13 protein-coding genes are annotated in these 14,093 nt (G+C 36.0%); 8 read left to right on the forward strand and 5 right to left on the reverse strand.

Going from position 1 to position 14,093, the window contains the following annotated elements:
• The 3 genes from G6R09_RS17215 to G6R09_RS17225 all read right to left on the reverse strand — a co-directional run.
• The coding region (locus G6R09_RS17215; RefSeq protein WP_163923692.1) for a helix-turn-helix domain-containing protein at nucleotides 1-441 on the reverse strand (441 nt) is incomplete at its 3' end.
• Between the two features lie 434 nt (nucleotides 442-875).
• Complete coding sequence (locus G6R09_RS17220) at nucleotides 876-2,960, reverse strand: PAS domain-containing hybrid sensor histidine kinase/response regulator (protein ID WP_163923695.1); 2,085 nt, start codon at nucleotides 2,958-2,960, stop codon at nucleotides 876-878.
• A 5-nt stretch (nucleotides 2,961-2,965) separates the two neighbouring features.
• Nucleotides 2,966-4,129, reverse strand: a complete 1,164-nt coding sequence (locus G6R09_RS17225) for an FIST signal transduction protein (protein ID WP_163923698.1) — start codon at nucleotides 4,127-4,129, stop codon at nucleotides 2,966-2,968.
• A 150-nt stretch (nucleotides 4,130-4,279) separates the two neighbouring features.
• Between G6R09_RS17225 and G6R09_RS17230 the strand changes: the two genes are divergently transcribed.
• Nucleotides 4,280-5,017, forward strand: coding sequence for an SDR family oxidoreductase (locus G6R09_RS17230; protein ID WP_163923701.1), 738 nt, complete (start codon nucleotides 4,280-4,282; stop codon nucleotides 5,015-5,017).
• Between the two features lie 62 nt (nucleotides 5,018-5,079).
• On the opposite strand, the gene G6R09_RS17235 is transcribed toward G6R09_RS17230, so the two are convergent.
• Nucleotides 5,080-5,523 carry a hypothetical protein gene (locus G6R09_RS17235; protein ID WP_163923703.1) on the reverse strand — a complete coding sequence of 148 codons (444 nt, stop codon included), beginning with the start codon at nucleotides 5,521-5,523 and terminating at the stop codon, nucleotides 5,080-5,082.
• Nucleotides 5,524-5,679: 156 nt separating this feature from the next.
• Between G6R09_RS17235 and G6R09_RS17240 the strand changes: the two genes are divergently transcribed.
• The 5 genes from G6R09_RS17240 to uspE all read left to right on the forward strand — a co-directional run bounded on the left by G6R09_RS17240 (nucleotide 5,680) and on the right by uspE (nucleotide 11,031).
• Entirely contained in the window at nucleotides 5,680-8,070 is a 2,391-nt protein-coding gene (locus tag G6R09_RS17240; protein WP_065168949.1) for a heavy metal translocating P-type ATPase, read from the forward strand.
• A complete protein-coding gene (gene ccoS, locus G6R09_RS17245; protein WP_163923706.1) occupies nucleotides 8,071-8,289 on the forward strand; it encodes a cbb3-type cytochrome oxidase assembly protein CcoS in 219 nt (72 codons plus the stop codon).
• Complete coding sequence (locus G6R09_RS17250; protein WP_065168862.1) at nucleotides 8,276-8,950, forward strand: sulfite exporter TauE/SafE family protein; 675 nt, start codon at nucleotides 8,276-8,278, stop codon at nucleotides 8,948-8,950. The genes ccoS and G6R09_RS17250 overlap by 14 nt, the downstream gene beginning before the upstream one ends.
• Nucleotides 8,951-9,027: 77 nt before the next feature.
• Nucleotides 9,028-9,783, forward strand: coding sequence for an FNR family transcription factor (locus tag G6R09_RS17255; RefSeq protein ID WP_163923709.1), 756 nt, complete (start codon nucleotides 9,028-9,030; stop codon nucleotides 9,781-9,783).
• 303 nt (nucleotides 9,784-10,086) lie between these two features.
• On the forward strand, nucleotides 10,087-11,031 hold the full coding sequence (uspE, locus tag G6R09_RS17260; protein ID WP_065168863.1) for a universal stress protein UspE: 945 nt from the start codon (nucleotides 10,087-10,089) through the stop codon (nucleotides 11,029-11,031).
• Between the two features lie 48 nt (nucleotides 11,032-11,079).
• Here the strand turns inward: uspE and G6R09_RS17265 are convergent, their stop codons facing one another.
• Complete coding sequence (locus G6R09_RS17265) at nucleotides 11,080-11,385, reverse strand: hypothetical protein (RefSeq protein WP_163923711.1); 306 nt, start codon at nucleotides 11,383-11,385, stop codon at nucleotides 11,080-11,082.
• Nucleotides 11,386-11,539: 154 nt separating this feature from the next.
• Between G6R09_RS17265 and G6R09_RS17270 the strand changes: the two genes are divergently transcribed.
• Together G6R09_RS17270 and G6R09_RS17275 are read left to right on the forward strand one after the other, a co-directional pair.
• The gene (locus tag G6R09_RS17270; protein WP_163923714.1) at nucleotides 11,540-13,255 is read left to right on the forward strand and encodes a trypsin-like serine protease; all 1,716 of its coding nucleotides are present in this window, start codon (nucleotides 11,540-11,542) and stop codon (nucleotides 13,253-13,255) included.
• 4 nt (nucleotides 13,256-13,259) lie between these two features.
• Nucleotides 13,260-14,027 carry a hypothetical protein gene (locus tag G6R09_RS17275; protein ID WP_163923716.1) on the forward strand — a complete coding sequence of 256 codons (768 nt, stop codon included), beginning with the start codon at nucleotides 13,260-13,262 and terminating at the stop codon, nucleotides 14,025-14,027.
• Nucleotides 14,028-14,093 lie beyond the last annotated feature (66 nt).

The raw sequence follows: 14,093 nt of genomic DNA on the forward strand, positions 1-14,093 counted from the left end.
ATCATGATGTGAGCCATCTATCTGAATTAACTCACCATAACAATCACGTCGATGACGTGGTTGATAAACACGAGGCTTACGTTTGAAATGTGGAACCCAAAGGCCATCAGCGATCATCCATTGGCGTAAAGTTTCTAACCCAATTTTAATACCGTGGCGTTCAATCAGTTTTTCACGTGCTAACGTGGGCCCGAAATCTGCGTAATATTCGTGGATGAGGTTTAAACATTGATGACGCATATCAGCATTAATTTTATTGCCTGGTGATTGTCCGCGACGTTGATGAACCAAACCAACAGCACCAAGATCTCGATAGCGTGTTATTAATCGTTGAACCTGACGAACACTGACATTAAGAAGCTGTGCAGCATCTTTACGTTTGATTCGTTTTTCACAAACATCACGAATTGTACCTAAGCGAAATATCTCTTTGTCATTCATGGTAACCAACATATTTTGTTTAACTCAAATTGATCAGCAGATACTGATCACTATAGAAAAACAGGACATTTTAGCTTTGCAGAAAAGAGACATTTTACCTTGGGAGCTACACCTCAAGTGCGCATTATGTATATTATGTTAAATAGAGTATTGAGTTACGAGATACGCGAACCATATTAACTAAGTTGATAGCTTTGTTACCCACTCTTTAACTACAGCCTATGATCAACTATGGCTATTTAACAGTATTAGCTATTTAACAGTATTAGCTATTTACCATAAAATAGGTAATTAACATCCAATTTAAATACTGCCGCGCATTACATTTTGCTTGGTACTTAAATTGGATGTTAATTACTAATAGATCAAAACTGCCGTTAAAGACAGTTTTGATTATCTTTCCACATTGAATATTCAATTCTATGTGGAACGATTTACTGAGTCATTAATTGGTTTTGGTATTTAATCAGTATTTGATCTAATTCTTCAGGCCGTATTGGCTTGGCTAAAAACCCATTCATACCAACTTGTTGATACAAAAATTGATCACTTTGCATGGCATTTGCAGTTAATGCGACGATTGGTGTATCAATATTAAGCTGTCTGATGTGTTTAGTTGCTTCTAAACCATCTAAAACTGGCATAGATATGTCCATTAATACTAAATCAAACAAATTGTGACACTGTAACAGTTTCGATATCGCTTCTTCGCCGTGATTAGTTATAGTAACTTTGTGTCCTCGACGCTCTAACATTAGCTTAGCAACTAGTTGGTTTGTTAGGCTATCTTCTGCAAGTAATATGTTCAGTGACTGAGTTGATTTAGTCGGCTTTGTTTCTATTAACTGTTCTTTTTTAAACATTGCTGGCTGAATTGGAATTCTTATCGTAAAGCAACTCCCTACGCCAAGTTCACTCTTAATTGAAATACTGCCTTTCATTTTTTTAATCAGTAGTTGACTGATCGTTAGACCTAAACCTGTACCACCATATTTACGAGTAATACTACCATCAGCCTGATGAAATGGATTAAAGAGACTGTTCAGAGCATCATCAGCAATACCAATTCCAGTATCAAACACCGATACTTCAATATCATTATCAACTTTAGTTACTGAAATTTTAACTGAGCCAACATTTGTAAACTTAATCGCATTACCAATAAGATTAAACATGATTTGTATGATGCGATTTTTATCTGCATAAATATACTCAGGAATTGATTCATCAATATCACACTCTAAAAGTATATCTTTCTTATTTGCTTCAGGTTGAAGTTGATTTTTAACCAAAGTAATACTATCGGATAAATTAATATTACTATTGAAAAGTTCGAAACTACCAGATTCAATACGTGATAGATCAAGAATATCATTGATAATGGTTAACAATAAATTAGCCGATTGCTCCATTTGCCCTAACCATTGCTGTTGTTCATCTTCTAATCCTGATGATGATAATAGATCCATCAAGCCTAACACAGCATTTAATGGTGTCCGTATCTCATGACTCATCATTGCGATAAATTGTGATTTAGCTTTGTTTGCTGATTCAGCTTGCTGGCGGGCTTGTTGTAAATCAAATAATCTTTTTTTTCTAATACTGATATTTTTTGCCGTGCCACGATAACCTAGTAGTAATCCCCGCTTATTGTAATAAGGCGTACCACTAAAGCTTAACCATTGATCTTTTCCATCAATAACTAATTGCCATTCAAGATCTTCAAACGATTGATTTTTTTGTAACTGTTCACGGAATTGCTGTTTAAAATCGTCATGGCCATCAAAGATATCCATGATATTATCTTTATCTATTAAGTGGTTAGCTATATGTGATGCTGATATATAGCTAAAATTATGATCAGTATCTATTTCCCAGAACCAATCACCAACAGTACGTGCAAAATCTTTAAAACGTTGTTGGCTATGTGTGAGTTCTTGTGTGCGTGCTGTAACTAATGATTGTAGTCGCTCGCGATAATCAATATCAATGATCGCTCGTTCAAGTAACGGCCTGAATCTATTTAAAACTCGACGGCAACTGGAAGTAAAATGGCCTTTCTCAGTGCTCATTAGAATGATCATGGCATCTCCCGAGCTGATTTTTACACCAGTGATCAAACTAGAGTTACAAATCATCAACAACTCGGGGCTTTTATTTTTAAATTCATCAACGTCTTTAGGTGAATATAAAGCAATACATTCACCATTAATACAGCGATTAAACGTATTACTTACTTGCCAATGATCGAAATCTAAATTGGTAACAGTACTCATTAACACATGCAAATCTGATGCTTCATCATCACGCGTTAAAACAATTGCATTATCAAACGCAATGAACTTTCTTAGCACTGCTAATAAACTATTAAATACCTGCCGTTTATTATTTGCACCCGCCATTGCTGAAACACCTTCAAGAATGGCGGCATTTTCTATTCGTAATTGATTCTCTCGTTCTTGACTACGCTGAAGATCTAATAACGTTTCCTGTAGTTTTTCTGAATCAAAACCAATCATAATTATTAGTCCCTATGAAAAACAACAGCTGAAATCATTAAATTACCATGTGCATTTTCACCCGTTACAAACTGCCCTTGTTCACCAAATGTGAATGGGCAAACAAAGGATTTGTCATGCATTGCTATTTTCATAAATAATGCAACTTCTTCCATTCGTTGTTGAACTTTAAGCATACAACCGGCGCAATAAATCGCGAGGCCACCGATTGGATTTAATTTAATTCCATTTGTTGCCGTCACAACACGTCCTGCTCGAGTGATCAATCGTTCATCTGTACCAGTCATAAAGTATAAACGCTCACCTTCAATAATTGAGGCAAACATTTTTAAGCCATTCGTTTTTGTCACCATCAACGGATGAGCTAATTTAAAATAAGGTAAATCATGAATCTCCCCGACCAAACGGCCAAGAGGATTTAAACTACTCTCATTAATAATACTGCTGTTTGCTTCAAAATTTTGCTGAATCCATTGTTGATAAATATTAGCAGCAGGTTGATGATCTAATTCAATTAACTCACGACCTTGTACTTTTGTTGCTATTGCTGAGTATGAGGTTGCTGCATAACCTGAGTGAAAAGAAAAACTTACCTCACAATTAGGATAGAAAACAGCTATACCTATACCCTGTTGAGTTTGTTGCTCATGGTTGAAAATTCGCCAATTACCTTGAACATGATCATCGGCAGCACTGCCTCCAATGATAGCAATGTTTTTTCCAACGACGTCTTCGATTCCCCTAATGACTTCTTCTTCACAACCTGGTGTTGCATGCAGCAATATTAATGTTGGTGATTCACCAAGACGGCCACTATTGTTAATTGCTTTAAGTATTGCTTGACGAGCAATGTCAAAAGTAGAACCATTAGAAGAAACAATTGAAGTGCCGTAAGCGCCAACAATATCATTTATCGCCCAAAGAGCGACACCTTGTCCGTTTATATAACCGTCTTCGGTCATAAATCCCTGACAAGATGAACATGCCAGAAAAGGAGTATCTGGGTAGTATTTAGTTAATGTTAATTGCAATACGTTATAATCGTAATCTTCTGAAAAATACAACAAAAGTAATGATGGGGGTGCTATCTTCTCATCCAACTTGTTAATTGCGTCAACAATTGCATCATGAGAATTATTTAACACTGAAAAGCTTGTTGCAATATCCATAGCCATATCTTTTTAATTTTTCCTTATAATAATCATTTTTGTTAATATGATCAGTAAGCAAATCATTTTTAATTATTATTTTTTATCTTATTATTAGGAATTAACCTGTTATCTCCTATCATAGTACACATAATAGACTCAAGGAGTGTTATGTCACATTCAATTGCTCAAAATGTTATATTAGTTACGGGTGGTGCAAAAGGCATAGGCAAAGGCATTTGTCAGTATTTATCAAAAAAAAATAACATTATTATTGCTATAGATATTGATATAGATTCTGGATATCAACTGGTTGCTGATAATCCTAAAATACGGTTTTGGCCAGCTGATGTTACTAATAGAAAAGATATAACAGCAATTGTTAATGAGATAACATTACAATTTGGACGACTTGATGGGCTAATTAATAATGCTGCGATAGCCAATCCCTATAATACGCCATTAGATTCTTTATCATTGGATGAATGGCAACGCACTATAGATATTAACTTAACGGCACCTTTAATGATCACCCAGCAATGTTTACCCTTGCTGAAAATATCAAAAGGTAATGTTGTAAATATATCATCAACGCGAGCATTACAATCTGAAGCAAATACAGAAGCTTACAGTGCCACTAAAGGTGGAATTGTTTCTTTAACACATGCTTTAGCTGTCAGTTTAGGGCCTGAAATTAAAGTTAATTGTATTTCACCAGGATGGATAAATTCATCAAATGAGAGTCTGAAAAACACAGATCACCAGCAACATCTTGTTGGTCGCGTCGGTCATACTGATGATATTGCAGAAATGGTCGAATTTTTAATTTGTAATCAATCTGGATTTATTACAGGACAAAATTTTGTTATTGATGGCGGGATGACAAAAAAAATGATTTATACAGAGTAAATAGTCACTTTAGAAATTTACTCTGTACATAATATTCGGCGCAGGTAATTGCGCCACATCTCTTATTTGGTTACTGTAAATTCTGAAGTGTAAATATTGTTATTGATCTTAATATCAATCGCCCAAGTCATTTTATCAGCAGTACATTGAGGCACTGTAAATTCACCTAGCCACCCTTCTTTTTGTTGTTTAAATATAACGGGTAATATACCCATATTCATACTAATGCCATTAACTGTTGCGCTTGGATTTACAGCAACATTACTTATATGCAACTTGAGTAGTATATTTGCTTTAGGATCAAGCGGTAATAACGAAACTGTTACTGGTTTATTATCAATCGTAAATATACAGTTTCCCTTGTTTAAACTACATACATTAGCTTGAACTTTTGTTACAGCTGGCTTTTGGTAAGTTACCGTTCTCCAGATAAATGCAGTAATTAAAACGGTCATCAAAACAATAATTTGAATTAATCGTCCTCGGGTTAATTTTTGTGCAGCCATTTTTTCTTTATTCCTTTATTACTGTTATTTGTCTATGCGATAACTAAAAGCGTCATGTTTGATATTAAGTGCTAACCTTATAAGGAGTTAATACTTTTCCTATATTAATACATAGGTATATAGCAAGGAATGACTTCAAATAGTATAACACCACCAGTGCTTCAACGTTGTTATCATTGCGATGAACCAATCACTTCAGGGCTTCAGTTTGAGCTTGAAATATTAGGCAAACAGCGAAACCTGTGTTGTGCTGGTTGTGAAGCTGTAGCTAAGATAATTGTTGATAATAATTTAACTGATTATTATCAGCATCGAACTCAAGCGGCAAAAAAATCTGACATTGTTCCTTTAAGCTTACAAGCATTACAACTGTATGATCATCAGGATATTCAAGCTGATTTTGTAAATGAAAATGAACAACACTATAAAGAAATAACTCTTTCTATTGACGGTATTTCATGTCCTGCATGCGCGTGGCTAATTGAAAAACAGTTAAAAAAACACATTGGCGTTATCACTATTGAAGTCAACATTACTACGCAACGGGCTTTATTAGTATGGAATGACTCAAGCGTAAAATTAAGCTGTTTATTGATGACTATTCATCAGTTAGGTTATAAAGCAGCGCCCTTTGAGCCGGATAAGCAAGAGTTACATTATCAGTATACCATGCGTCATTATCTTTATAAGTTAGGGGTTGCCGGTATTGCGACCATGCAAGTTATGATGTTTGCCGTTGCACTATATTTTGATGTGTTTGATGAATCTGATAATAATTTTAGCCATTATTTACGTTGGGTTAGTCTCTTGGTCGCCACTCCAGTTTTGTTGTATTCAGCACTGCCTTTCTATCGTAATGCTTGGCGGAATATTAAAAACCTTACATTGGGTATGGATGTTCCGGTATCTATTGCTTTACTGTTTGCTTATGGTGCAAGCTTATATGCAACAATAACAAAACAAGGTGAAGTGTATTTTGAATCTATTTCAATGTTTACATTTTTTCTTTTACTTGGTCGTTTTTTAGAAATGCGAGCAAGACGCCATGCAGCTGCCATGAGTGCGAATTTGCTCAAATTAATTCCAGCAATGGCGACGTTGGTTTCAGGTAAACAAGTAGCAGCTAAAACACTAAAAATAAGTGACGTTGTCACTGTTTTGCCTGGCGAATATCTACCTGCCGATGGCATCATTATTCAAGGCTCAACAACCATTGACGAGTCAATGCTAACCGGCGAATCTATCGCCGTGAAACGAACTATTAATGATACTGTCTTTGCTGGCACAATAAACGGCGACAATAATATTAACGTACAGGTTATCCGTAACCGTAAAGATGCTCTAATTTCCAATATCGTTCGCCTTCAAGATCATGCTTTGCATGCAAAACCACAAATAGCATTAGTTGCTGACAATGTTGCTCGCTATTTTGTTGGTGCTATTTTAATGATTGCTCTATCGACATGGTTTTATTGGAGTATTTATCAACCTCAAGATGCATTATGGATAACGCTAGCAGTATTAGTTGCTACTTGTCCTTGTGCATTATCCTTAGCTACACCAACGGCAATTACTTGTTCAACATCAATGTTAGGAAAGCTAGGATTATTGGTTCGTCGTGGCCATGTGTTAGAAACATTATGCAAAGTAAATCATGTTATTTTAGATAAAACAGGTACGCTTACCAAAGGTAATGTTGAGCTTGTCGCGACTCAAAATTTTAGCAAATATTCAACAGCGGATATTTTAAGGTATGCCGCCGAGCTAGAGCGCTATGCTAATCATCCAATCGCCACGATGTTTCAACCTTATCAATCTCAAAAGGCATTATTTGATAAGGTCGAAAATATTATTGGTCAGGGTTTAATAGGTACAATAAATCAACAACAGTGGCGTATTGGTAAGTACGAATTCGTTACTCATAGCCAATCTCCACTTCCTCATTCGATGCACTCTACAAATATTGATGATTATTCAATTTGGTTGTCTTGTAATAATAATATAATTGCAGCTTTTAAAATTGAAGATCCTTTACGCGATGACAGCCAGCAATTAGTGGGTGCATTTAAGCAACAAGGCATGAAAGTCACAATGTTAACAGGTGATTGTTCTGTTAATGCTCAACGTGTAGCACAGCAATTAAATATTAGCGATTTTCAAGTGAATATGACACCAGAAAATAAGTTAGATTACTTACAAAAAATGCCATCAAATGATGTGTCATTAATGATTGGCGATGGCGTTAATGATGCGCCAATTTTAGCTGGTGCCCATCTTTCCATTGCATTAAGTAGCGGAACCGATATTGCTAAGTCATCAGCTGATATAGTGTTATTAGGTGACCAACTACTGCCAATTCTTACAGCCCGACAATTAGCATTACGTACTCGAAATATCATTCACCAAAATTTAGTATGGGCATTAAGCTATAATTTAATCATTCTACCATTAGCTGTGACTGGTCTTGTTGCCCCCTATATAGCTGTCATAGGTATGTCAACAAGCTCCATCATTGTTGTATCAAATTCTTTAAGGTTATTAAGATAAATGGCAATTCTTTACATATTAATACCTATTGCACTGTTTTTTATTAGCCTCGCAATCGTTGTGTTTTTATGGGCAGTAAAAACCAACCAATTTGATGATTTAGAACGGCGAGGTCATGATATTTTGTTTGATGATGATATCGAAACTCCTCAAAAAGTATCTCAACAACCACATATAAATCCAATAAAATCATCAAGCGTTGATCATGATAGAACTTAACTTTATGACCGCATTAGTCATTGGTTTAACCGGTGCTGGCCATTGTATTAGTATGTGTGGCGGAATAGCTGCAGCTGTGACGATGGGAATGCCAAATAAACCACAGCAACAATGGGTGTATTTGTTATGCTATAACTTAGGTCGAATAAGTGCCTATATGGTAGCTGGACTGATTGTTAGCCAAGCCGTTGCTGAAGTTGCCGAGCTTGCTGGTACAAACATCGTATTGATTTCATTGCGAATTGTGGCTTCTATTATGATAATAATATTAGGCTTGTATATCGGCAATTGGTGGTCAGGTTTAATTTATATCGAGCGTGTTGGTCATTATTTGTGGCGTTATATAGCCCCTATCACTCAATATTTTTTGCCATTAACATCACCTTTAAAAGCTATTCCCTTTGGTTTCTTATGGGGATGGTTACCCTGTGGTTTAGTTTATTCCACATTAACATGGGCAGCGGTTTCCGGTAGTGCGATAAATGGGATGGTAATTATGTTCGCTTTTGGATTAGGCACATTACCCGCAATGTTAGCTGTAGGTGCTATAGCAGATAAACTAAAAACACTGCTCAAAAACAGCTATTTTAAACGGGCAAATGCATTATTCATTATCATTTATGGTGTGCATACTGGTTACATTGCAATCAATCAAATATAGTAAGGTTTTTAATACTCGTAATATTGCTTCATAATATGTTAAAATATTGACCTACATCAAATTGGTTAGATAGGCATATGATTTCTGAAAAATTTACCACAAAACGCATTCAATCTGGTGGGTGTGCTATTCACTGTCAAGACTGTAGTATTAGCCAACTGTGTATTCCATTCACCCTTAATGAATCAGAGTTAGATCAACTGGATCAAATCATCGAGCGTAAAAAGCCGATCCAGAAAGGTCAAGAGTTGTTTAAAGCAGGTGATGAGCTTAAGTCACTCTATGCGATTCGTTCTGGTACGATTAAAAGCTATACCATCACTGAACAAGGTGATGAGCAAATAACAGCATTCCACTTGGCAGGTGATTTGGTTGGTTTTGATGCAATCAATGAAATGCAACATCCGAGTTTTGCGCAATCATTAGAAACATCGATGGTATGTGAAATACCGTTTGAAATTCTTGATGATTTAGCGGGTAAAATGCCTAAACTTCGCCAACAAATCATGCGTTTAATGAGCAGTGAAATCAAAGGCGATCAGGAAATGATTTTATTGTTGTCAAAGAAAAATGCTGAAGAGCGTCTGGCTGCATTTCTTTACAATTTATCGTTACGTTTTTCTCAACGCGGTTTCTCTCCTCGTGAGTTTCGCTTAACAATGACGCGTGGTGATATTGGTAACTATTTAGGTCTAACGGTAGAAACGATAAGTCGTCTATTAGGTCGCTTCCAAAAGTCTGAAATGTTAAGTGTTAAAGGTAAATACATTACTATTTTAGATCATGATGAGTTAGCAAAACTTGCTGGTGTCAGTAAGAATAATAATTTGTAGTAGTTAAGTACCCTATCTAATCAATTTATAAACAGGCACTAAAATAGTGCCTGTTTTTGTATCTGCCTTTCTTTGTTATTTTAACGTCGCGTATATTACTAACCAATATGACGTTTATTGATCTCATTTTTACATTTTATTGCTCAAACTACTCCCCATCTTGGTTAGTTTGGAGTACAGTAAATATTATGTTAATTTTTTAATTATTTGATTTAAATGTACATCAGATAAATGCAGCGGTAAATGTGTCCTCTTTGTTGTTGTCAATTCTCCAAAGAGATCCTGCCGTAGGGAGACATTATTATGCAAAAATATAAAAACATACTTGTTGTTGCTGATCCTGAACGAGAACAACAGCCCGCAATATCTCGTGCGATTCATTTAGCCAAAACTTGTGACGATGTAAAGATTATTGTTTTCCTCGCTATTTATGATTTTTCGTATGAAATGACTTCAATGCTATCTTCAGACGAACGTGATGCTATGCGTCGTGGTGTCGTTATGCAGCGTGAAGAATGGCTAAAGGAAATCATACAACCGCATACCGAAAAAGGCATTAATATCGAGATCAAAGTCGTATGGCACAATCGCCCTTACGAGTCTATTATCGCCGATGTCTTTAGCCAAGATATTGACCTATTAATCAAAGCAACCCATGAACATGCAAAATTAGGCTCAGTAATATTTACTCCAACAGATTGGCATTTATTACGTAAGTGCCCTGTTCCAGTGTTACTTGTTAAAGGGGAAAACTGGCCGACGAATGGTAATGTACTTGCTTGTGTGAATTTATCTGCCGAAGATGAAACTCATGAAGATCTTAACGATAAAATCGTCAAAGAAGCGATCGCCTTTTCATCAATCACGCAAGCAAATGTTAATTTAGTGAATGCCTACCCAGCAACACCAGTTAATATCACAATAGAACTACCTGAGTTTGATCCCGCGTCATATACTGATGCTGTTCGTGGCCATCACTTAATGACGATGAAGGCTTTACGTCAAAAATATGCCATTGATGAAGAACAAACCTATGTTGTCGAGGGTTTAGCAGAAGATATTATTCCACAAGTCGCTGATGAAATTAGTGCAGAGCTTGTGATTCTTGGTACGACAGGTCGTACTGGATTATCTGCGGTATTTATTGGTAATACTGCCGAAAACACCATTGATAGTTTGAATTGTGATTTATTGGCGTTAAAACCGGATGGTTACATTAGTCCTTTAGCTCCAAACTCAATTGATTAGTAAATCACACGTCTTTTTATTATAAACGCCTTATCAGAGGCGTTTATTTTATTTAGGCTCTGCTGGTTTTTCATTTACAAGCCACTTCGCAAATTTAGTTAAATACCATTCATTTTCTTGTTTTAAACAATAAGCACGACTTAATTTTCTATGGCGCCATTCTGCGGCTAATGACACGCGAGTCTGGTTTGTTGGTTGCTGTTTAAGATAAGTCGCACAAAGTTGACTATTGGACATCTGCCGAGCATAGCTATTAATGATGCCACCTTTTATTCCCATTTGCTGTGCTTGATGCGAGCTACACCCCGCAATAATAATGCAAAGCCCTACTATTACCATTAACTGTGATTTCATCTTTATTAATCCTAAGACATCTATTTTTTATAATAATATCAACAAATAAACATGACCAGTATTACCACTCCAACATTATTAAAAGCTATTAAATAATAATATTAAGTATATTGCACTACACTATAGCTATTGGTTAGTAATTAAGCAGTTTATTATGTGTCGTATTCATAGAGCAGTTGCGATATTTATTGGTCTACTTTCTTTTAATAGTCACTCTATTGGTATAAACGATAGTAAATATATTGAATTAGGCAGTAGTTTAGATCCTGTGTTAGTGAATAATGTCAGTGCAAAGCTACATTTAGAAGCAAATGCAGCAAAATATAATGCTGTTGGTTTAGTGATTGGCCGCGGGTATTGTTCAGGAACTTGGCTTGGTAGTGATCTGCAATATAGTTATATCTTAACTGCGGCACATTGCCTACACGGCCATGATAAAAATCAACATCAAGGTCAATATGTTAGTTTTAAACAGCATGATGGAACAGTGATCAGCGCAGGTCAATCAATCAACTATTTTAATCAATATAAGGGATGTAGTTCTGATATCGCGGTTGCCAAAATACCAAAAGTTAGCGATCCATTAGATGATAACGGTAATGTTATTAAGCAGCCTTACATCGATAATCATTTTAATCCTAACCTTTTGCTAAATAAGGTTAGTTTAACTGGTTTTGGTATTTTTGGATCTCGTTCATTAGGTCAATTAGATGGTATTAATAAACGAAATGGTATTGGTTTATTACGTTTTTTATATCAAAACTGCTTAATCAATCAAGCGATTGAAAATACACCTTCATGGGCATTTGCTTCGCCTGGTGATAGTGGCTCTGCCATTTGGCAACAACGTAATGGTGCCGATGTTGCTGTGGGTATTTCGTCATGGTGGTTTGGGTGGCAGTATGGTTATTCCGGACATGCATCAATTGCTTTAAATAGTGATTGGTTACAACGTATTGTTCCAATGCTAAAAACAATTGATGATATTCCTACTGATATCGAAGAACCTGCCTTTCTATTAACCGAGAAAAATACCGTCGAAACTGAACCGTTAGAGACAAATGTCAGAGGCTCAATTTACTATGTGAGAGGCGATAATGTGATTAATGGTCCTAATCGTTATATTTGGCGTTATCCTCGTGAAACGACTCTGTTTTCAACTCTGCTTACCCATCAGCAAACCAATACCGCCTATTCGGTTTGGTTACGGGGTCAACGTAAAACACATTGTGGCTGGGGTAGAATAAATAATAGCGCTTGGTGTTATCCAGCTCCCAATCTTGGTCAACTAAAATTACACTTTGATCAAAAAGATAATCCTGATTTACCTATTGGCGATTATAACGGTGAGTTTAGTTTTGCAGCCAAAAGCCTCTATAATCGAAATTATAATGATATGGTGACGATCAATGCCAATATCGCAATTACTGAGGAACTTGCCCCAGACGGTACAATAACTGCAGATTCACCGTTTATGAGTCAGCGATTTGAAAAAAGTATTCGTGGTACCGTGTATTATCAATCACCTAATAAGATCGGAACTAATCGACCACGATGGAGTCGATACACCGGGACTTACAGTAAGTTAACCGTCAATGTAAAAAACACTCAAACGGATATATCACAAACTGTCATTTTACGTGGCGAGCGTTATCTTGGTTGTGGTTGGTCAGTAATGAATAACGGGGCTTATTGTCGTAAAACGGGGCCTGTTTATGGTGAACTTAGAATAAGTTTTGTTGCTGAAGATAATCCTGATTTAGATGTCGGTGAATATAAAGGTAGTTTTCCTGTGACGGTTAGAGGCTTACATTACCGCCGTTTTAAACAAGATCTGCGTCTTAACGTACATTTAAATATTACTGAGTAATAATATGAATAAACGTTATATTTTTCTTCTCGTTGCAATCGTTGTGAGTATCTATGTTTATTATACTCACAACGACTCCGCTCCACCTTCAACTATGATAACCCAGTATCAACTCCCTGCTACCGTATTTGATAACCACACTAATGAGGTGTTACCTATCCCCGATGACTTTAATGAACTGATTGCAATAGAGCAAAATACGCAAATTAAACCAGTGCCTAATAATAATTTATTAGTAGCCAATCCATTTGTAGATGATGTTGAATTCACCACTGAAGCTCAACAACAACCATTATCAATAAACAGTAATATTAATTTATTAACTGGCAGTGATTTGTGGAAGTATCGCCCCGCTTTAAAACAACACATTGAGCAACAACAACAGATACTATTAACCAATGACTACTCGGCGATGCAAGTCGATGATGATTTGCTTAAACAGTTAATTGTTGGTGATAGCTTAATAGTTGCGTTACCCAATAAAGGGACACAGCAAATTATAATTTCCGCGATACAAAAGAAAAAAAACAATGTGGTTATATGGGAGCTGCAAAATACTCAGCGCCAGAATATAGGCAAAATAACCCAAATTAAAGCGATTACGGAAGGTAGTTTTATTACTGATAGCAAGCAAGAATATCATCTAAGAACAGTAAAAAATAAAGGTTGGATTGCGAGTAAAGAACAATTAGTTGGTAATAATAATCAAGCTGTTAAGGAAAATAAGCAGCCCTTTTCAGCGCGGTTTTTAAATGACAATGAAAAGCAGTAATAATCACTACAACACCAACAATTAGTCAGTTGGTGTTGTAGTGCAAGTCGTACTAATCGCTAATGA

This window comes from Photobacterium sp. Alg240-V54 (genome assembly GCF_900537155.1).
Classification (GTDB): Bacteria; Pseudomonadota; Gammaproteobacteria; order Enterobacterales; family Vibrionaceae; genus Photobacterium.

Coding starts and splice junctions, on each gene's coding strand:
- G6R09_RS17220 (WP_163923695.1), bottom strand. CDS start 2,960: ATGATTGGTTTTGATTCAGAAAAACTACAGGAAACGTTATTAGATCTT.
- G6R09_RS17225 (WP_163923698.1), bottom strand. CDS start 4,129: ATGGATATTGCAACAAGCTTTTCAGTGTTAAATAATTCTCATGATGCA.
- G6R09_RS17230 (WP_163923701.1), top strand. CDS start 4,280: ATGTCACATTCAATTGCTCAAAATGTTATATTAGTTACGGGTGGTGCA.
- G6R09_RS17235 (WP_163923703.1), bottom strand. CDS start 5,523: ATGGCTGCACAAAAATTAACCCGAGGACGATTAATTCAAATTATTGTT.
- ccoS (WP_163923706.1), top strand. CDS start 8,071: ATGGCAATTCTTTACATATTAATACCTATTGCACTGTTTTTTATTAGC.
- G6R09_RS17250 (WP_065168862.1), top strand. CDS start 8,276: ATGATAGAACTTAACTTTATGACCGCATTAGTCATTGGTTTAACCGGT.
- G6R09_RS17255 (WP_163923709.1), top strand. CDS start 9,028: ATGATTTCTGAAAAATTTACCACAAAACGCATTCAATCTGGTGGGTGT.
- uspE (WP_065168863.1), top strand. CDS start 10,087: ATGCAAAAATATAAAAACATACTTGTTGTTGCTGATCCTGAACGAGAA.
- G6R09_RS17265 (WP_163923711.1), bottom strand. CDS start 11,385: ATGAAATCACAGTTAATGGTAATAGTAGGGCTTTGCATTATTATTGCG.
- G6R09_RS17270 (WP_163923714.1), top strand. CDS start 11,540: ATGTGTCGTATTCATAGAGCAGTTGCGATATTTATTGGTCTACTTTCT.
- G6R09_RS17275 (WP_163923716.1), top strand. CDS start 13,260: ATGAATAAACGTTATATTTTTCTTCTCGTTGCAATCGTTGTGAGTATC.